We start from the raw sequence: 15,303 nt of genomic DNA, 5'->3' as shown, positions 1-15,303 counted from the left end.
CGGGTGAACCGAACGCGCTGAGCCATCAGGCTACCTCTCCCGCTACGCAGACCAGGGTCCACCACTGCCGCTTGCGGTCCATGTCCTCGGAGGCGCGCACCGCGTAGACGGTGCCAGTGCGGACATCGACCGCCCGCCAATCTGTGCCGATCGTGCGCGTCTTGCTGTCGTAGTGGACGATCATCGTGACCGGCTGCTGGCCCTGAAGGCGCGCGGCCAAGACCGTTTCCGAGCCCGGCTTCATGATGAAAAGCGCAGGACGGGTGAATTGGGGGGCGAACTCGCCCGTGACGTCGTTGCCGTACTCGTCGGCAACCGTCCCGCGCGCCTCGAAGCGCACGCGCTCGCGCATCATGCCGGGGTCGACCGCGAGCGCAGCCATCAGGCGGCGTAAACCCGATAGGGGTGAGCGAGGCTCACGACCGTCTGGTGGGTGTGGAAGTTCACCGGCTCGACTTGGAACTGCGCCATCAGGTTCACCATCACGCGGACGGCCTGTAGGAGGGGCGCAGGCGGCCCCTCGTAGCCAGCGCGGTACTGGACGCGGATCGCCTCGCAATCGGCGCGCACGGACGGCCAGGAGCCATTGAGAGCGCATTGCAGCGTCCCCGTGCGATCAAGGCGGTACGCATCAGGGTCAAGCGTCCGCTCGACACCGTTCGGATCGTCGTATTTTACGGACAGCACTTCGAGGATTGGCGGGCACGGAAGGCGGATGCCGAAATCGAAGTGAGAAGCCGTGACCTCCAGCGTTTGCTCGCCGATAGATCGGCCAAGCCAGCCAGCCGGACCGTCAATTGTGGCCTGCGCCGCCGCGATCCACGCCTCGAACTCGCCGTCACGGTCGGTGTCCTCGTAGCGGCAGGCGCGCTTTGCCTCTTCCACCGTCAGAAGCGGCTCGGGCGGCGTGATGACGGTGACGGTCATGCGCTCAGTTCCCGATTGCGCGAACGGTGATGGACACGCCGGCAGGGGCAGTCTGAAAGGGGCCGAGGCTTAGCAGGAGCGTGGCCCGTGAGACCTTGCCGAGGACGGTGCAGCCGGTGAGGGTTTGGGCCGTGACGCCGCCGGCAATCATCTGGTCGCCGCTCCAACCGTCGATGACTTGAAGGTCGGGCGCTGCCGTGAAGGCCGGCGAGAAGGTGAACGTCGCGATCCCGCTGGCGTTAGTCGTGGCGGTGTAGCGTTCGACGCGCTTGGGGGTGCCTGCCGGGCCTACAGCGCCAGTTGCGCCCGGTGCCCCGGTGGCACCCGTGGCGCCAACAGCACCCGCTGCGCCCGCAGGACCAGCGACTCCTGCGGAACCAGCATTTCCAGTCGCTCCGACCGGCCCAGCAGGACCAGTTGCCCCCGTTGGGCCAGCGGCGCCGGTCGCGCCTGGATTTCCTTGATTGCCTTGGGGGCCAGCCGGCCCGGCACTACCAGGAACGCCCGCATCGCCCTTGTCCCCTTTCAGTCCCTGGGCTCCCGCGCTTCCCGTAGCGCCTGGATCGCCTTTAGGGCCTGTCTGTCCGATGGGTCCGGCTGGTCCTGAAGCGCCAGTGTCACCCTTCGCTCCCGACTGCCCCGCCGCTCCCGGGTCGCCTTTGACGCCTTGGAGTCCGGCATCGCCCTTATCTCCCTTTGGCCCCGCCGGGCCGGCTCCGATTAAAGACGCTCCAGGGCTGCGAACCGTCACGTTCCGCCCCCATAGATCAGATCGAGCGGGGCGAACTCGGTGGGCAGCGGCACGCCGGGCATGGGCACAGCCATCGCCGACATGAAAATGGGATACTGCGTCGAGAACGCGCCGACGAAGGCCGGAGGAAACAGCCAACCCATCTTCGGAGTGACCGGACGAAACGGCCCCGATGTCGTCCCGCGCAGCCGCACGTAACAGGCGTTCGGATTGACGACGAGGAAGGTGGTCGTCTGGTAGCCGGCGCCGCCCTCGGCAAAAAAGGTTGCCGGGACATCGAACTGCGTTGCAGTCGCGGCGACCGGCACCTGAAGCGGGTCCGTGATGCGCCGGAAAGCATAGGTGCCCGAGCCGGGGAGCCGCTGAGCGCCCATCGCCTCCTGCATCGACGCCGACACGCCCTGAAGGGCGGTCACGACATCGCGCAGGGCGACGACGTTAGGCGTCTTGTCGTCGTAGTAGGCCATAGCCGGGCGCTCCCGAGGTCAGCCCTTGCGGCTTGTGCGGCCGAGGTCGAGCGATTTGTTCGCAACAGGAGGGGCGGCCTTGTTGAGCACAGGCGGCGCGGCCTTAGCGACAGCCACCTTGCGAACGGCGCCAAGCCTCTCAAGGCGATTGAAGTCGTCTTGTTCGAAGTCGTGCTCGCTGCCTTCGGTGAGCCCGTCGAGGGGCTTGAGCAGAACGGCTTTGACCATCGGATTATCTCCATTCAGCCGATGAAGCGGGCGGCCGAAACCGCCCGCTCATTCTCAGGCGACGCGGCCGAGGTCGCCGTAGACGATCGCCTGCGGGCGGTAGATGGCCAGTGCGAGACGCTGCTCGGCGCGGATCGTCACCTTGTTGCGGACGAAGTTGTCCTGATCCTCGGTCGAGACCTCGACCGTCGCGTCCTGGCGATCAAAGATCTGAGCCGCGAGGTTGAAGGCTCCGACGAGCGCCTTGTCGACGCCCATGGCCTGCGTGGCCACGACGGGGAGACCCCAGAGGGTCGGCGAGATCGTGCCCTGGGGGTTGCCGATCAGATAGCGACCGTCGCCATCCTTCTGCATCTCGATCGCGGCCCAGTCGATCGGGTTCATCACGATCCCGTTCGGGGGGTATTCGGCGAGCGCGGCCTGAAGGATCATCAGGCGAAGGATATCGACTTGGCTGGTGGCCACGAGGCTGCCGGGCGCCGCATAAGCGGTGGCGGCAGTCACGAGGCCGGTCAGGTTCTGCCCGACGCCCGAGCCGTTGAGGAGTTGGCCTTCCTCAACGAACTGAAGACCGAAGCGAAGGCGCTGGTCGATCATGGAGCGCAGGCCCGGCGCGTCGGCCAGGATCTGCACCGAGGCGCGCATCCAGTGAGCCATGGTGCGAACCGGAGCGGTCGCCTCATCGGTCTGGAGTTCGGACTGGGGCTTGAGGGCGCCTTCCGCCACCATCGCGGCGGCGTTGGTGAACAGCTTCTCGCGATCGTACTCGATCAGGTTGCTGCTGGTGGTGCCCGGCGCGAGAAGCGCACGAACGGTCATGCGCCGCTGAGGGATTTCGACCTGCATTCCAAGCCGATCCCGGTCGACCAGGCCGCCGACGGAGCCCGCAGCGTCGGTGGTCAGGGACGAGATGTCCTTCACCTCGACGATGTGGCGACCGCGGGGGCGGGTCTGGCCGGCGAATGCCTTGAAGCCCTCGTCCTCGATGACGCGCTCGCCAGCCGAACGGGCGGGCTCGGCGCTTTCACGGCGACGGGCCATCTTCTGCTCCATCTCGTCGAGACGAGACTTCGCTTCGTTCATGCCGGCAATGGCCTGATCGGCCAGTTCCTTCGTGGTCGTGGTGGCGCTGGCGCCCTTCTCGGCCTCGGCAAGCGCCTTCTCGGCGATCTCCTTGACCTTGTCGTGCTTCGTCTCGAAGTCGCGCTTGACCTCAGCGGCCATCTCGGCGGCCGACTTGGTGCCGCCGCCGCCCTCGTTTGGGCGGTCAAACACAATGCGGGGGCCGATGGCGGCGGAAGCGAGGAACGCAATTCCGCCCGCCGCGATGATGCGGTGGTGCTTAGACATTGGGGGAGCCTTTCAAGGCGATAGGGTGCGGGTCAGTGCCCGAGGAGGGCCGCCAGGAAGGCAGCGCCGTCGTCAGCCGCGTTGGCAGGTTCCCCCTGCCCCTTCAGGTGGAGGCGCGCGGCGCGCTCCGCCTGCGAGTTCGAGAAGCCCAGCCCCTTGAGCCAGACTTCGAACTCTCGCTCTGTCAGCCGGTCCCCGGCCTTCAGCTTCTCGGAAAGGTCGTGAGCGGCTTTTGCAGCCTTGACGCTCTGAACGACCGCATTCTCGTTCGCGCCGACCGACACGACGCTGACCTCGACGAGGTCCAGCTTTTCGAGCGTCCAAACGCCCGTGTCGGTGTCGACACTGTAAGCTTTGATGCTGTAGCCGATCGACAAACCGTCGATGTCGCCAGCCTTGAGCAGCGCATGGGCCTCGCGCCCGCGCTGAACGTCCATATTCAGTTTGCCGCGGAGCAAAAGGCCGCGATCGTCCTCGGACGCATCGACCCACTTGCCGATTGGCTGGCTCGGATCGTGCTGCCAAAACAGCTTCGGCATCGTACCGCGCGATTTGTGAACAGCGAGGGTGTCGGCATAGGCGCCCGGCGCGATCACATCGCCGTAGGCATCCGGCTCGCCGCCGAAGGTCGAGCCGTAGCCCTCGAACTCGCCGCCGTCTTTCAGGGCTTTGATTTCGAGGACGGGCGCGGTGCGCTTATTCATTGCAAAATCCTAAGCGGTCGGCGCGGCCGGCGGCCTGATGGCGCTTGCAAGCGGCACGTCCTGCATCTGAACCGTGACGACGTCGCCGCCCTCGACCGGCGGCAGGTTTTCGAGCGCGCGGCACTCGTTGCGCGTAGCGATGCCCATGCGGATCGCCTTCTCGTAAGCGTCGTAACGGCTAGCCGTGTCGCCGCGCAGAAGCCCTTCGAAGTTGAACTCAATTGAGAGGCCCTGAGAGCGACGCTCGGCGAGGGGCACAAGCTGCTTCAAAAGCGCCTGTTCGATACGCTTCAAGCGCTTGCGAAGCGTAAACTTCTGAAAGCCGAGGACGTCGACCTCTTTGCCTGTGCCCCAGTTCGAGGACTTATCGCCGAACCCAACCATTGCCGGGGGCACGCCGAACAAGCGGCAGATCTGCTCACCGCTAAACTTTCGGCTTTCCAGCATTTCCGCGTCGTGCGGGTTGATGCTCAACTGGTTCCAGGCGAGGCCGCCATCCAGAAGCATTGGGACGCCGCGCTTCAGGCTCCCCATATACTTTTCCTGAAGGTGCTGTTCCAGTTCGTCACGCTGGGCCTTCGTCAGCTTGATTTCGGGCGGCGTGGATAGGGTGCCGCTCGGGTTGACCCCATTCGTGAACATCGCGCCGGCCGCGTTCTCGGCCGCGAGTGCGTCTTCGAATACTCCGCGGCTGACCGACAGCGTGGAAGCCCCCGAAAGAGCGTCGCCCATCGACCCGCGAATATGCAGAACATCCGAGCCGGGCTTGACTATCCGACGACCGTTCTCTGTCCACTCGTATTCGATCTCGCCATCATCGTTGCGGCGAGCCTTCACAAGGTCTGGACGGATCGGATGCAGCGCGTTGAGAACACCACCAGCGCGGCGCTCCATCAGGGCGTAAGCGTTGCCCTGCAATTCGATGCCGGCCGCCATATACTCCCAAAAATCGACCGCAGTCTGATCGAAGTTCGGGCTGTCGTGCAGGACAAAATAGAGCGGATGATCGCGCGCAACCGTGCGGATGCCGCGCGAGTCCGTCCGGTAGACCATAAGCGGTAGGGACGCGATCGTGCCGGCAATAAGCTGCACGCAAGCCCAAGTGGCCGAGAGGCCAACAGCCGCTCCGAGGCTTCCCGCGCGATGATCCCGATAGTCGGCAAGCGTGACCTGGTTCGTAACGAAGTTGTTGCCGTTCTCGGTCGAGGCAAGCCCGCGCCGAGAAACCTCAACATCCTTCGTTTCGATCAAGCCGAGTGCTCGCTTAAGCCAATTCATGCATAGCTCGCGATCCAGTCAGCGGGGTCGAACGGAGGCGCTTCGCTATGGGTTGCCGCCGTCGCCATTGCCATCGCGAGCGCCACCATGCCGTCGATGCGGCCTCGGCTGCGCGACTTGGACAGCTTGCGATTGCCTGCCGGGTCCGTCTGAACCACGGCGTTGGCAGCGCACATCGTCAGAACCGGATGGGCGCCGTGCGCGATCTTCTCGTTCAGAAGCGAAGCCTCAAGCTCCCGCAAGGCGGGGCTCATCGACACGAACCCCTGCCCGAACTCGACGAACCGCGCCAACTCCTCTTCCGTGAAGCCGGCTTTCTCTAGCCAGGGCTTCAGATGCTTGAAGTTCCACCGATCGAAGGCGATTGAGCGCACGTCGTAGAGGTCGAAGACCTCGCGCAGGCGATAGGCCACCCACTCATAGTCGATTGAGCGGCCCGGCACCGTTGTCAGGTGGCCTTGGCTCGCCCAGGTGTCGTAGGGCACCCGGTCCTTGCGAGACCGATCACGCAAGCCTTCTGCCGGCAACCAGAACGTCGGCCGGACGTGCCAAACGCCGGCATCAGGCGCGACCAGAACGAGCGCCGTAAGGTCGTTCGTCTCCGAAAGGTCCAGGCCACCATAGACCGGCAACCCCTTGAAGTCCGCGAGGCCGTCGCCCGTGTTCGCAAGCCAGATCGGCCGGGCGATGAAAGGCGCCTGCGCTTCCACGCGACGGTTCAAAACCAGGTTTTCGTACTCGGGCTGACGTGAGGGCATCCGCTTGGCATCGGCCGCCATCGCCAGCACTTCGGCCTTGTTCATGAACTCGTCGAACGCCGGATTAGCGGCGCGGATCGCTTCCTCCGAGAACGGGTCTAGCTCCATTGCTGCGGTCTGAAACCGCAGGACAGTGCGCGGATCGGCGCCGGTCATGGCGTCGTCGATCAGCACGGAAAGCAAGTCTGCCTCTGTCGGGGCCTGGGTTGAGATGACGATCGACAGCGGCTCGTCCTGCGCAGCCGTCGCGGTCTCAAGGGCCTCGTAGAGTTCCGACTTCGGCCCCTTCACCTGTCCAAGCTCGTCGTGAACGATAAGGACCGGGCTCAATCCGTATGCAGTGGAAGCGTCCGCCGAGAGCGCGCGGTAGAGAGTGCCGAGTTCCGCGCAATGCAGTTGCTTGGCGGTGTCTCGCACATTGACGTAAGCCGACAACTCGGGAGAAAGCCGCACCATCTTCGCGGCTAGGGCGAAAAGAATGGCCGCCTGATCTCGTGACTGTGCGGCGCTGAATAACTGCGAGTTCGGCCGCATCTCCGGGCCGCATAAATGCAGCAGCAGGATCATGGCCGACTCGGTTGTCTTCGCGTTCTTTCTGCCGCGGCTGATGATGGCGCGTCGCGTGCCGTGCGGGTTGTCGTAGATCGCCCTGAAGTCGTCCTTCATGAACGGAGCGAGGCGCAAAGGCTTTCCGACGTTGCGGCCCTCAGGAACCCGAAGCTTTTCCTCGACCCACCTGATGTTGCGCTCGGCGCGGGTCTCAGCTTTCCCAGGGCTTGCGCGCCGCGCCTGGGCCTTTCGCATTGCCGCGGTGGTTCGTGTTGGAGTGCGGGGAGATGCGGAGCTTTGTGGAGAGGGTTGCAACGGCGCGGCTCTCTCGTTCCTGCATCTTCAGCAGCCGGTCATAATCCTTGACCGCAAGGTCCGGGTCAGACGTGGCGCGCTCGATGAGTTGGCCGATGCGACGGGCGTTGATGACGTGCCGACAATACTGCGTCAGCAGAGGCGCATTCGACGGCGAGAGCCAGTCGGCCGCTTCGGTGCTTACTGCGGCGGCCCAAACCTCGACCTCTTCGTCTGTGAGGTCGTGCGGGGGGCGCTGGCGCTCTACGCGATCGAGAACCGCAGTCGCCGCCGTCGTCAAGGACGCGGCCGATTGAAAGCCACGCTTGCCCATGGTTTTCTCGTTTACTCACGGTTTGTCGGGAAAGAGATTGGGCGCCGGTCCGGAAGAATTGACCTTCCAGACTTTTGACACCCCCCCCCTCTAAGCTGTATCGGCCTTATTACCTATAACAAAGCTTGTTGTAAGTAACACTTCTACACTTCGTCACCACTCTCAGCGCGAGTGGACGCGCTGAGCCGCCTGATCTCCTGCGCTGCCAGCCTCATAAGCTCGGCGGATGGCAAGCAATTCCATTCGATCAGACGCTCCACCTCGGCATGCATAAGGATCAGCAACTGCACCTGGTTTAGGTCGGCCATCCGTCCTCACCAACGATCTGCCTTGCCTGCCCGCCGCGCTCGATCCGCTGCTCGTCGATGTCATGGCAATCGGCACAGGAGGAGGCCAACGGGCTACCGAAGAACAACGCCTCGTCGCCCTGGTGCCGCTCCTTGTGATGGACCACCGTCGCAGGGACAGGGCGATCCTCTGTGCTGCACCGCTCGCACAATGGGACGCGGGCTAACTGCTCTGCCCTTGCTGCCTGCCACCGTGCCGTGCCGTAGAGTTTGCGCCAAGGCTTGTTCTGGCGGCGCCGGGCATCGTGCTCTCTGTTGCGCTCTCGCTTGTCGAGCGGTTTAGGCATCAGGTCGCCCGAGACACAAAAGGCCAGCCCTTGCGGACCAGCCCCGTGGACGCAATGCGCCCGATAACGTCGTGACCATCCGCCAAGTTGCGCGCCATGTCAAGCGCCTCACTTCCAAAGCCGATGAAGGGCATTCAGCCCGACCCGCAACGAACCACGCACCTCGTCCAGGCGAGGATAGCTGTCGAGGGTGCAGACGAGGGTCAGAGCTTGGTAGGCAGCGCGGCCCTCGCCTGTCTCCTCAAGCGCCCTCATGGCCGCATCCCAATCCTTGCGCAGGGCGACCAGTTGCTCGGGTGGTCTTTCCGTGGCCGTAGAGCGACCGCCAGCGCCATCGAGCGTCTGGGGGGCAATCCTATAGCTCACGCCCTCGCAATCGCGCCCGTGGGCCTCGTGAAGCAATTTCCAACGCTCTCCCGCCGCGTACTGGTCGATGTCGACGGCGCGTTCGATGAGAAGCCGACCCAGAGCGTCCCCTAGTTTGGGCTCGTCAGGATCGGTGTGGCCGCGTCGATGAGGCTGCGATCTGACTGTCGTCATGATGGCGGCCTCGGTCTCCTCGTTCCGGCCGACAACAGTCGTGGGTCGTTGGGCGCGACCGTTCGGCTCCCGCCGCGGCGCGCTGATCTGCTTGAGGTGGCGCAGCTTCTCAGGGGTGTTGGCGTAGGCCATCAGGCTTGTCCCCTCGTATCCATCGTCTCTCGGGCAATCGCGGTGGCGATCAGCCATTCGCCGAATTCGAGGGCTGCGGCGTAAGACAGCGAGGATTGCTCCTCGCCTTTGCCAACCATCGTGAGCAGGACACCCTCGCCATCGTCGTCGGCGCAGATGTCGGCAGAGCCGCGCTCGCCTTGGTGGATGGAGCGGGTCATGACGGAAACTCGCGAGCGCCATCGTCCAAGGCGGGATGATGCCTTGAATAGAAGTCGACGATCTTGGCGACCCGTCGCATTGTGTCGGGATCGGTTTCCCAGCCTCCCCGCTCCATCGCGCTCGCATACCGCTTCGGGGCGCCCTCGGGCTTCATGCGGACGTGGATACGGAAGGCCGGCGCTTCTTCTTGATCAACGCAATCACGCCGGCACCGCAGCGCGTCTTCTGCGAAACCTTTATTCGGATGCTCAACCCCAACACGCCGATATTCCGGCGCATACGGGTACACGTTCGCCCACCACTCTCTCACCTCAGCCATGGGTCACGCCTCCTGTCGTCCATCGTGGGTGGTGGGATGACGGCGGGAAGCGCGCTCGGCACGATCAGCGGCGAGGCGTTCGGCCAATTCGCGGCGAGCGGCGGCACGTTCAGCCGCGTCCGATCCGACCGGCTCCTCGCCGATCTTCATTCCCATCTTCGTGCTGGCGACCGCGTCCTTGACGAAGTCGCGGTAGGCCGCCTGGATCTCGTCTTGCTCGGCGGCGGTCGGCGTCCGATAGACCTCGACGCTCAGCATGGCTTCGAGGCGATACCTCTCGGCCTTCGCCGCGATCATGTCCGGCGCGTTCCGGCACTCGTGCGCGATCTCTGCGGGCGTGGGGGCATAGACCCGGTTGCCGAGGCGGCCATCTAGAAACCGCGCGCAAACGTCCTCGATCAGGACCTGCGGATAGGGCGCCAGCACCATCGCGTAGCCGTCGAGGATTGCGCTTGCCGATTGCCCGTCCACCTGTGTCGAGGCCATCAGCCCCTTCACCATGCCGACCATGCGCTTGATCGCGGCGGGTTCAGCGGGCGCCAGGTAGCGGTTCAGCGCCTCCACCCGGCGGCTCACAGACCGACGCTCGCCCTCAGTGAGCGCCAGCCGGTCCGGGATAGCGTCGTGGCGGAAACTCTCGGTCTCGCGCATCAAAGGCCAGACGCGGCGCATGGCCGCCTCGATGACCGTATCCGCCGGCGCCAGCGTCCGGCCCGACGTCACCGCTGAAAGGGCCTTGGTCATCGTCGCCTCCGTTCAGGATGTGATGGTTTTCGGCAGAAAGGCGCAGGAAGCTCTCTGCGGAGGAGGGTGGGCGGCCATTCATCGGGCCAGCCCGCGCTCCTGCCGAGGGCCTCCGGCGTCCGATTTCGCGCAGGCGATTTCGGAGTGTTGCTGGCCAGTCGAGCTTGCGGCCCTTCGCGCCTGGCACACCGATCCAAAAATCTCGAAACTCAGCGAGCGCTTCGGCCGCTTCCTCGCCGCGAAGCCCCATCTCCGCGCAAACGGCCACGGCTTCATCGGACGACACGAAGTCAGCCGGGATACGATGCCCCCTGCCGCCAGCCCCCTTGGGGGCCAAAGACCCGCCAGGGTCTTGGGGGTTTTCTTTCTTCTCTTGTGTCTGGTGTAAGGTGTTAGGTGGTAGAGCGTTCGCTATGGCGTTCGCTGTAGCATTCGCTAAGCCTGTTTCCTTTGTTTTCAGAGACTTAGCTTTCCCGCCCTCCGATCCTGCGGCGCGGTTTTTGTCCGACTTCCGGGAGACATATTCGTGCTCTTTTGCGAGCCGACCCTGTGTCCAGAAGCCCCCCTCACTCACCCAAAATGCCATGATGGCGGGCTTGAGACCGGCCCATTTCTTCGCCGTGATGCCGAGCATCCTGGCGAGCTTCACGTCGTCGTCGGGCAGCCGGCATCCGGGCGAACGCCATGCCAGCATAATCAGCGTCAGGTAGGCGCCATGCTCTTCAAGGCTGAGGTGCGGGGTGTCGTTGCGGTAAGCGTCCACGCACAGCGGCAGGTATGGGAACTTGCTCATGGCCTCGCCGCCTTCCGAAGAGTGACGACGTACTGCCCAGCCACGCACGCGAGGTTTGCGATGGCCATGGTGATGTTCAGGCTGAGGAGAGTCAGCGCTCTATCTGCTGACGGGCCGCCAGAAAAAACATCTGGAATGAGCCAGCCTGCGCAGAGGGCGTTGAATGCCGCCGCGAATGCATTGCAGACAATCATGCCGCCACCTCGCGCGAGAACAGATCCACACCCGCCGCCCGGCTCGGCCCATCACCCCCGGCAATCGCCCTGATGGCGTCAGCACGGGCCTTGATGGAAGTCCGGCAGTCCATGTCCCGGCAGGACCAGAGAATGCCGTCACGGCTCATCGTGTCGAAGCCAAAGCACCCCGCCGCGATCTCACAGCAGTGGCCGCAGTCGTGCTCAAGGGCGCGCATCGCAGCGCGCTGGCTGGCGTGGCCAATGGCAGAGGGCTCGCCGTTGTACAGGAGGCCAGTCGCAGGGTGAGGCTGGCGGAAGTCGATGTCGGGGCGGCTCATGAGGGCTCACCCTCCCCGATCCATTGGAGAAGGACAGACCAAGCGCCATGCGTCGGGCCAAGGTCTGAGGCGATGCGCCAGCCGGCAGCCTCAAAGGCGGGCACGTCGGCGTGGCGGGAATAGCGGAACCAGGAGATCATATCGCGAGCGCCTCCTGAACAGGCGCGGACGGGCGCTCAACAAATAGATCTGGCCGAGAAAGCGCATCCGCGATGCGGCGGCAGGCAATGTCGAAGTAGGGTTCATGCAACTCAATGCCGATGAAGCCGAGCCCCATCTTCGCGGCAGCGACGCCAGTTGTGCCCGACCCCATGAAGGGATCGCAGATGATCCTCGGACAGCCGATCTGCTGGATCGACCACTTCATGACTTCGACCGGCTTCTGCGTCGGGTGCTGAGCGCCCTCCATGAGCAGGGCGACACGGTTTAGCGTGAAGATACGAAGGGCTGCCTGCTCGCTCGTCCAAGCGAGTTCGCCGTCAGACTGGTTGATGCGCTGGCCCTTGTCCCAAACCAGCCAGCGCATCGACGGCGGTAGGAAGTCAGCGAAGTAATTCCCGCCCCAAATGCACTGACGATCTGAGACGCCGAGGATCTGCTGGAAGATTTTTTCTGCCGGCCGGACGCCATCCCAGCCGATGAAATCGTAAGCCTTCCGTCCCCCATGCTTGCCGCTCGACTTCGCCTGCCCGTCTTTTCCAATCCCGTAAGGCGGATCGGTCACGACCGCGTCGACCTTGCCGATCGTCGGCAGGATCTCCCGGCAATCGCCCAAATGGAGGGTCACGCCCTCGGCTAGATGCTCGACGCGATGGGTCATGCGGTTGCCCTCGGCTCAGCCATTGATCGTCTCCGCAGCGAACCGGGCGAGGAGTGCGGCCTCGGCGCGGTTGTGGTCGGCCTTGCGGCGAAACCGATCGGCGGACGCGGGGAACAGGCGGATGGCCTCGCCGCGCGATAGTTCCTTGGCGCCCTCCCCGCCCTTGAGGCGGAAGTGCGAGCGCCAGGTCTTCGGATGCACGAGATGCATCGGGACGTGGCAGCACTGGACGGTGGCCTTGGCTGCCGAGAATGCCGCGCCGAAGTTGAAGGCGCTTGCCGCACCCATCTTGCGCCGCTTGCCATCAGGGCCGGGGATGCTCGGCATTGCGTTGACGATCTCAACGACGGCCAGAGCCGGGGCGAACGCCCGGAGGCACCGCTCCAATTCGAGGACGTTGACCTCTCCGTTGACGGTCGGCATGTCCTCGACGGCAAGCCGCTCGGGATGGGCGGGGAAGTAGAACGCCACGGCCCCCGTCAGGCCGGGGTCGATGGCGCAGAGGCAGAGGTCGGCGTCGGACCCGCTCATGCCGCCGGCCCTCGCGTTTCACCGCGCAGGCCGGATAGCCCGAGAGCCTGATTGCAGGCCGCGAACAGCCGCTCGACACGCGCGGCGTGACGGGCGACGCAAGCGAGCTTCATGGTCCGAGCCGGATGCTCGCCGGGGTCGATCAGATAGCGGGAGACCGTGGTCTCGTGCCTGCCAAGAGCGCGACCGATGGCAAAGCGGGACAACCCCTGCGCTTCCATCTCGCGCATACGGCGGACTTCGCTGGTCATGACAGGGCGGCAGGGTCCGGTCATTTCCACTGATCCCCGTCAAGCCATGGGGCGATGACGAGCGCGAGCCGATCCGCCCGCGTCAGCACCCACCGGGCGATGATCGTGCGCGTCCTGTAGGCCCAGGGCCGCTTCGCAGGCGGCGAGCCGGGCGAGGAGGGCGTCTCGTGTAACAACGGCGTTCTCCAATGCTTGACGGTCGCGCGCGGCGGCGCTGCGAATTTGGTCCATGGTGTCGGCGTCGATCCGGCGGGCCTCGCCGTACCAAAGGCGCTTGCAGAGCCCCGCCGGCAGGCCGGTGGCGCGAGCGGCGCGGTAGATGGCGGCCTTCACGCTCTCGCCGGGCACAGCCGGTTCGGCGAGGACGCGCATCAGCGATGCGGCTTCAGAGAGAGCGGCCATCGGGCGCCCCTTTTCCGAGATCTGAGAACGTCTGTCCGACACGTGCGAAATCCTCTGTGCTCAAGTGATCCTTGAGAGCGGAGGGAGTTTCGCGGTGACAGACAGGAGGGAGATGCGGCTCGGACGATTGATCTTGGAGCAGATTGAGGGAGATGCCCACTTCGAGGAGCGCATGTCCCTGGCTAGACATGGATCGCGACGCTACAGGCCCGGCAAGGCGTGTAATCGGCCGTCCATCGACGAGAAGCCCATGAGTGCCGGCAAGCACGACCGGGCGGCCCGTCAGTTGATATTGGATTTGCGGTGCGGACCTCATACCGAGAGGTCTTTCAGTCTGGGCCAAGAGGCGGCCCACAAAACGGAAGCGGCAAGAGCCTCGTCTTCGGGGACGATCAGGCCCAAGGCCGCAATCACAGCGTCAACACGGCGGCAACCGTGAATTATCGAAGTGTGATCGCGATCCCCGACGTGACGGGCGACCTGCTTGAGGCTGTAGCGCCCCAGCCGATTGAGCATCCAGCAGGCGATGTGTCGGGCCTTGCTGGCGGTAACCGCACGGCTTGGGCCACGGATCGTCAGGGCCGAAACGCCAGACACATCGGAGACAACGCGGACGATGCGGCGACCATCGTGAGACGGCAGCGCCTCTTGCGGCAGGGCCTCGGCCATGGCCTTCGCCAGGGCTTCGCGGTCAATGGTGGCCGCAAGATAATCAGCTTCGGCAATGCTCAGAGGCGCCACGTAGGGCCGGGCCTCTACGATCTTGCCATCGGGGCCGCGCCGGGGCGTGACGACCACCGGGGCGAATGCCTTCGCTCGCAGCGCCGCCGCATGGGCGCGCATCTCAGCGACATCGCCGGGTCCGTATTGACGGAAGGGGAGAGGGGCGCCGGCCATCGGTCAGCCCCCCAACAGCGAGTGGCAGAGCCCAACGATCCCACCAGCCGCTATCGTCAGCAGGCCGATGATGAGGGCGAGGTCAGACAGCGGCATCCCGTTGTCGTTGGCAGCGCGGGTGATGTGGGGGATGTGAGACATGGTTCAGGCCGCCTGCGTCTGAGGACGGCGAACCAGCGACCAGTCGAGGGCGCCAGAGTTGGCATCGGACGTGCTACGCGGGTGCGCCTGCACGGAGCCCTGGATCTGCTCAACGTCATCGGCGGCGTCGGCCATGCCGAGGGTGGAGAGGTAGAGCGCGAGGACGGCGTTGTGCTCGGCGAGCGCGGACGGCTCTTTGCGCCGGATGCGCAGGCAGTCCTTCATCACCTTCACGTCGAAGCCGGCAGACTTGGCTTCCGCAAACAGGTCTCGCTTGTCGTCGTTCAGGCCGGCAATCTCGCCCTCAAGGCGCTCGGCGCGCTCGATCAACTGCTGCAGATGAGAGCGGGCGTTCTCGCTGGCATCGGTCGTTTCGGCCATGGGTCGTTCTCCCGGCGAGAGGTTGCGGGCTACGGATGCGCGGAATGAAAGTGCTCGGCCTTCGACGGGACCGGAGCCTCGGGCAGCGTGATGTCCGGGTGCAGGGCCTTGAGGACGTCCAGCGTCACTTCCGGCGCCACGACGGCGGCCTCGGCCAGGACAGGCGTCCAATATCGAAGCGGGATGCGGCCCCGCATCTTCATGTCGTGACCGCGGGCGCAGGGGTTTGCGGAGAAGCCGCAGACCTTGCCGAACTTGGTCGGACCACCGAGGCGGTCGATGATTTTGGGGACCGTGAGTTCCATGACGTATGAATTACGCGCTACGCGTAGGGCGGTCAACCCCCTACGCGTTCACTCCGGT

23 protein-coding genes are annotated in these 15,303 nt (G+C 64.8%); all 23 read right to left on the bottom strand.

Translation table 11 applies throughout. The features are described 5' to 3' along the window. Window positions 1-25: 25 nt before the first annotated feature. Complete coding sequence (locus ASG40_RS16470; RefSeq protein ID WP_055888200.1) at window positions 26-382, bottom strand: phage head closure protein; 357 nt, start codon at window positions 380-382, stop codon at window positions 26-28. Continuing rightward, window positions 382-927, bottom strand: a complete 546-nt coding sequence (locus ASG40_RS16465) for a hypothetical protein (RefSeq protein ID WP_055888198.1) — start codon at window positions 925-927, stop codon at window positions 382-384. Before ASG40_RS16465 ends, ASG40_RS16470 begins: the two co-directional genes overlap by 1 nt. A gap of 288 nt (window positions 928-1,215) precedes the next feature. Beyond that, a complete protein-coding gene (locus ASG40_RS22275; protein WP_055888196.1) occupies window positions 1,216-1,437 on the bottom strand; it encodes a hypothetical protein in 222 nt (73 codons plus the stop codon). 237 nt (window positions 1,438-1,674) lie between these two features. Continuing rightward, window positions 1,675-2,145 carry a hypothetical protein gene (locus ASG40_RS21805; protein WP_055888194.1) on the bottom strand — a complete coding sequence of 157 codons (471 nt, stop codon included), beginning with the start codon at window positions 2,143-2,145 and terminating at the stop codon, window positions 1,675-1,677. Between the two features lie 18 nt (window positions 2,146-2,163). After that, the gene (locus tag ASG40_RS16450; protein WP_055888192.1) at window positions 2,164-2,373 is read right to left on the bottom strand and encodes a hypothetical protein; all 210 of its coding nucleotides are present in this window, start codon (window positions 2,371-2,373) and stop codon (window positions 2,164-2,166) included. Between the two features lie 54 nt (window positions 2,374-2,427). Then, window positions 2,428-3,723 carry a phage major capsid protein gene (locus ASG40_RS16445; RefSeq protein ID WP_082524123.1) on the bottom strand — a complete coding sequence of 432 codons (1,296 nt, stop codon included), beginning with the start codon at window positions 3,721-3,723 and terminating at the stop codon, window positions 2,428-2,430. A 32-nt stretch (window positions 3,724-3,755) separates the two neighbouring features. Next, complete coding sequence (locus ASG40_RS16440; RefSeq protein ID WP_055888190.1) at window positions 3,756-4,427, bottom strand: HK97 family phage prohead protease; 672 nt, start codon at window positions 4,425-4,427, stop codon at window positions 3,756-3,758. A 9-nt stretch (window positions 4,428-4,436) separates the two neighbouring features. Next, complete coding sequence (locus tag ASG40_RS16435; RefSeq protein WP_244480644.1) at window positions 4,437-5,678, bottom strand: phage portal protein; 1,242 nt, start codon at window positions 5,676-5,678, stop codon at window positions 4,437-4,439. Between the two features lie 23 nt (window positions 5,679-5,701). Further along, window positions 5,702-7,267 (bottom strand): terminase large subunit, encoded by a 1,566-nt coding sequence (locus ASG40_RS16430; RefSeq protein WP_055888187.1) that lies wholly within the window; start codon window positions 7,265-7,267, stop codon window positions 5,702-5,704. Then, on the bottom strand, window positions 7,224-7,640 hold the full coding sequence (locus tag ASG40_RS16425; protein WP_055888185.1) for a hypothetical protein: 417 nt from the start codon (window positions 7,638-7,640) through the stop codon (window positions 7,224-7,226). The genes ASG40_RS16430 and ASG40_RS16425 overlap by 44 nt, the downstream gene beginning before the upstream one ends. A 742-nt stretch (window positions 7,641-8,382) precedes the next feature. Next, window positions 8,383-8,946, bottom strand: a complete 564-nt coding sequence (locus tag ASG40_RS16415) for a hypothetical protein (RefSeq protein WP_055888183.1) — start codon at window positions 8,944-8,946, stop codon at window positions 8,383-8,385. After that, a complete protein-coding gene (locus tag ASG40_RS16410; RefSeq protein ID WP_055888180.1) occupies window positions 8,946-9,146 on the bottom strand; it encodes a hypothetical protein in 201 nt (66 codons plus the stop codon). The genes ASG40_RS16415 and ASG40_RS16410 overlap by 1 nt, the downstream gene beginning before the upstream one ends. Next, window positions 9,143-9,466 carry a hypothetical protein gene (locus ASG40_RS21330; protein WP_156387772.1) on the bottom strand — a complete coding sequence of 108 codons (324 nt, stop codon included), beginning with the start codon at window positions 9,464-9,466 and terminating at the stop codon, window positions 9,143-9,145. The genes ASG40_RS16410 and ASG40_RS21330 overlap by 4 nt, the downstream gene beginning before the upstream one ends. 3 nt (window positions 9,467-9,469) lie before the next feature. Beyond that, window positions 9,470-10,117, bottom strand: a complete 648-nt coding sequence (locus ASG40_RS16405; protein ID WP_156387771.1) for a hypothetical protein — start codon at window positions 10,115-10,117, stop codon at window positions 9,470-9,472. Beyond that, window positions 10,059-11,003: a DUF1376 domain-containing protein gene (locus tag ASG40_RS20780; RefSeq protein ID WP_082524121.1), complete on the bottom strand. Its 945-nt coding sequence runs from the start codon at window positions 11,001-11,003 to the stop codon at window positions 10,059-10,061. The genes ASG40_RS16405 and ASG40_RS20780 overlap by 59 nt, the downstream gene beginning before the upstream one ends. Before the next feature lie 190 nt (window positions 11,004-11,193). Then, the gene (locus ASG40_RS16400; protein ID WP_055888177.1) at window positions 11,194-11,517 is read right to left on the bottom strand and encodes a hypothetical protein; all 324 of its coding nucleotides are present in this window, start codon (window positions 11,515-11,517) and stop codon (window positions 11,194-11,196) included. A 136-nt stretch (window positions 11,518-11,653) separates the two neighbouring features. Further along, the gene (locus ASG40_RS16395) at window positions 11,654-12,337 is read right to left on the bottom strand and encodes a DNA-methyltransferase (RefSeq protein WP_055888175.1); all 684 of its coding nucleotides are present in this window, start codon (window positions 12,335-12,337) and stop codon (window positions 11,654-11,656) included. Between the two features lie 15 nt (window positions 12,338-12,352). Further along, on the bottom strand, window positions 12,353-12,868 hold the full coding sequence (locus ASG40_RS16390) for a hypothetical protein (RefSeq protein WP_055888174.1): 516 nt from the start codon (window positions 12,866-12,868) through the stop codon (window positions 12,353-12,355). Further along, window positions 12,865-13,119, bottom strand: a complete 255-nt coding sequence (locus ASG40_RS16385; RefSeq protein WP_156387770.1) for a hypothetical protein — start codon at window positions 13,117-13,119, stop codon at window positions 12,865-12,867. Before ASG40_RS16385 ends, ASG40_RS16390 begins: the two co-directional genes overlap by 4 nt. Window positions 13,120-13,158: 39 nt before the next feature. Then, the gene (locus tag ASG40_RS16380) at window positions 13,159-13,521 is read right to left on the bottom strand and encodes a hypothetical protein (RefSeq protein WP_156387769.1); all 363 of its coding nucleotides are present in this window, start codon (window positions 13,519-13,521) and stop codon (window positions 13,159-13,161) included. Between the two features lie 312 nt (window positions 13,522-13,833). Next, window positions 13,834-14,364, bottom strand: coding sequence for a helix-turn-helix domain-containing protein (locus ASG40_RS16375; RefSeq protein WP_055888168.1), 531 nt, complete (start codon window positions 14,362-14,364; stop codon window positions 13,834-13,836). A gap of 198 nt (window positions 14,365-14,562) precedes the next feature. Then, entirely contained in the window at window positions 14,563-14,940 is a 378-nt protein-coding gene (locus ASG40_RS16370) for a DUF2312 domain-containing protein (protein ID WP_082524119.1), read from the bottom strand. A 29-nt stretch (window positions 14,941-14,969) separates the two neighbouring features. Continuing rightward, the gene (locus tag ASG40_RS16365; RefSeq protein ID WP_055888166.1) at window positions 14,970-15,245 is read right to left on the bottom strand and encodes a hypothetical protein; all 276 of its coding nucleotides are present in this window, start codon (window positions 15,243-15,245) and stop codon (window positions 14,970-14,972) included. Window positions 15,246-15,303 lie beyond the last annotated feature (58 nt).

It is taken from the genome of Methylobacterium sp. Leaf399 (assembly GCF_001424525.1).
Classification (GTDB): domain Bacteria; phylum Pseudomonadota; class Alphaproteobacteria; order Rhizobiales; family Beijerinckiaceae; genus Methylobacterium.
This window is presented reverse-complemented; position numbering and strand designations above follow the sequence as displayed.

Bases quoted from the DNA above. Each gene is read 5' to 3' on its own strand.
- ASG40_RS16470 (WP_055888200.1), bottom strand. From the start codon at position 382: ATGGCTGCGCTCGCGGTCGACCCCGGCATGATGCGCGAGCGCGTGCGC.
- ASG40_RS16465 (WP_055888198.1), bottom strand. From the start codon at position 927: ATGACCGTCACCGTCATCACGCCGCCCGAGCCGCTTCTGACGGTGGAA.
- ASG40_RS22275 (WP_055888196.1), bottom strand. From the start codon at position 1,437: ATGCGGGCGTTCCTGGTAGTGCCGGGCCGGCTGGCCCCCAAGGCAATC.
- ASG40_RS21805 (WP_055888194.1), bottom strand. From the start codon at position 2,145: ATGGCCTACTACGACGACAAGACGCCTAACGTCGTCGCCCTGCGCGAT.
- ASG40_RS16450 (WP_055888192.1), bottom strand. From the start codon at position 2,373: ATGGTCAAAGCCGTTCTGCTCAAGCCCCTCGACGGGCTCACCGAAGGC.
- ASG40_RS16445 (WP_082524123.1), bottom strand. From the start codon at position 3,723: ATGTCTAAGCACCACCGCATCATCGCGGCGGGCGGAATTGCGTTCCTC.
- ASG40_RS16440 (WP_055888190.1), bottom strand. From the start codon at position 4,427: ATGAATAAGCGCACCGCGCCCGTCCTCGAAATCAAAGCCCTGAAAGAC.
- ASG40_RS16430 (WP_055888187.1), bottom strand. From the start codon at position 7,267: ATGCGAAAGGCCCAGGCGCGGCGCGCAAGCCCTGGGAAAGCTGAGACC.
- ASG40_RS16425 (WP_055888185.1), bottom strand. From the start codon at position 7,640: ATGGGCAAGCGTGGCTTTCAATCGGCCGCGTCCTTGACGACGGCGGCG.
- ASG40_RS16415 (WP_055888183.1), bottom strand. From the start codon at position 8,946: ATGGCCTACGCCAACACCCCTGAGAAGCTGCGCCACCTCAAGCAGATC.
- ASG40_RS16410 (WP_055888180.1), bottom strand. From the start codon at position 9,146: ATGACCCGCTCCATCCACCAAGGCGAGCGCGGCTCTGCCGACATCTGC.
- ASG40_RS21330 (WP_156387772.1), bottom strand. From the start codon at position 9,466: ATGGCTGAGGTGAGAGAGTGGTGGGCGAACGTGTACCCGTATGCGCCG.
- ASG40_RS16405 (WP_156387771.1), bottom strand. From the start codon at position 10,117: ATGCGCGAGACCGAGAGTTTCCGCCACGACGCTATCCCGGACCGGCTG.
- ASG40_RS20780 (WP_082524121.1), bottom strand. From the start codon at position 11,003: ATGAGCAAGTTCCCATACCTGCCGCTGTGCGTGGACGCTTACCGCAAC.
- ASG40_RS16400 (WP_055888177.1), bottom strand. From the start codon at position 11,517: ATGAGCCGCCCCGACATCGACTTCCGCCAGCCTCACCCTGCGACTGGC.
- ASG40_RS16395 (WP_055888175.1), bottom strand. From the start codon at position 12,337: ATGACCCATCGCGTCGAGCATCTAGCCGAGGGCGTGACCCTCCATTTG.
- ASG40_RS16390 (WP_055888174.1), bottom strand. From the start codon at position 12,868: ATGAGCGGGTCCGACGCCGACCTCTGCCTCTGCGCCATCGACCCCGGC.
- ASG40_RS16385 (WP_156387770.1), bottom strand. From the start codon at position 13,119: ATGACCAGCGAAGTCCGCCGTATGCGCGAGATGGAAGCGCAGGGGTTG.
- ASG40_RS16380 (WP_156387769.1), bottom strand. From the start codon at position 13,521: ATGGCCGCTCTCTCTGAAGCCGCATCGCTGATGCGCGTCCTCGCCGAA.
- ASG40_RS16375 (WP_055888168.1), bottom strand. From the start codon at position 14,364: ATGCGCGCCCATGCGGCGGCGCTGCGAGCGAAGGCATTCGCCCCGGTG.
- ASG40_RS16370 (WP_082524119.1), bottom strand. From the start codon at position 14,940: ATGGCCGAAACGACCGATGCCAGCGAGAACGCCCGCTCTCATCTGCAG.
- ASG40_RS16365 (WP_055888166.1), bottom strand. From the start codon at position 15,245: ATGGAACTCACGGTCCCCAAAATCATCGACCGCCTCGGTGGTCCGACC.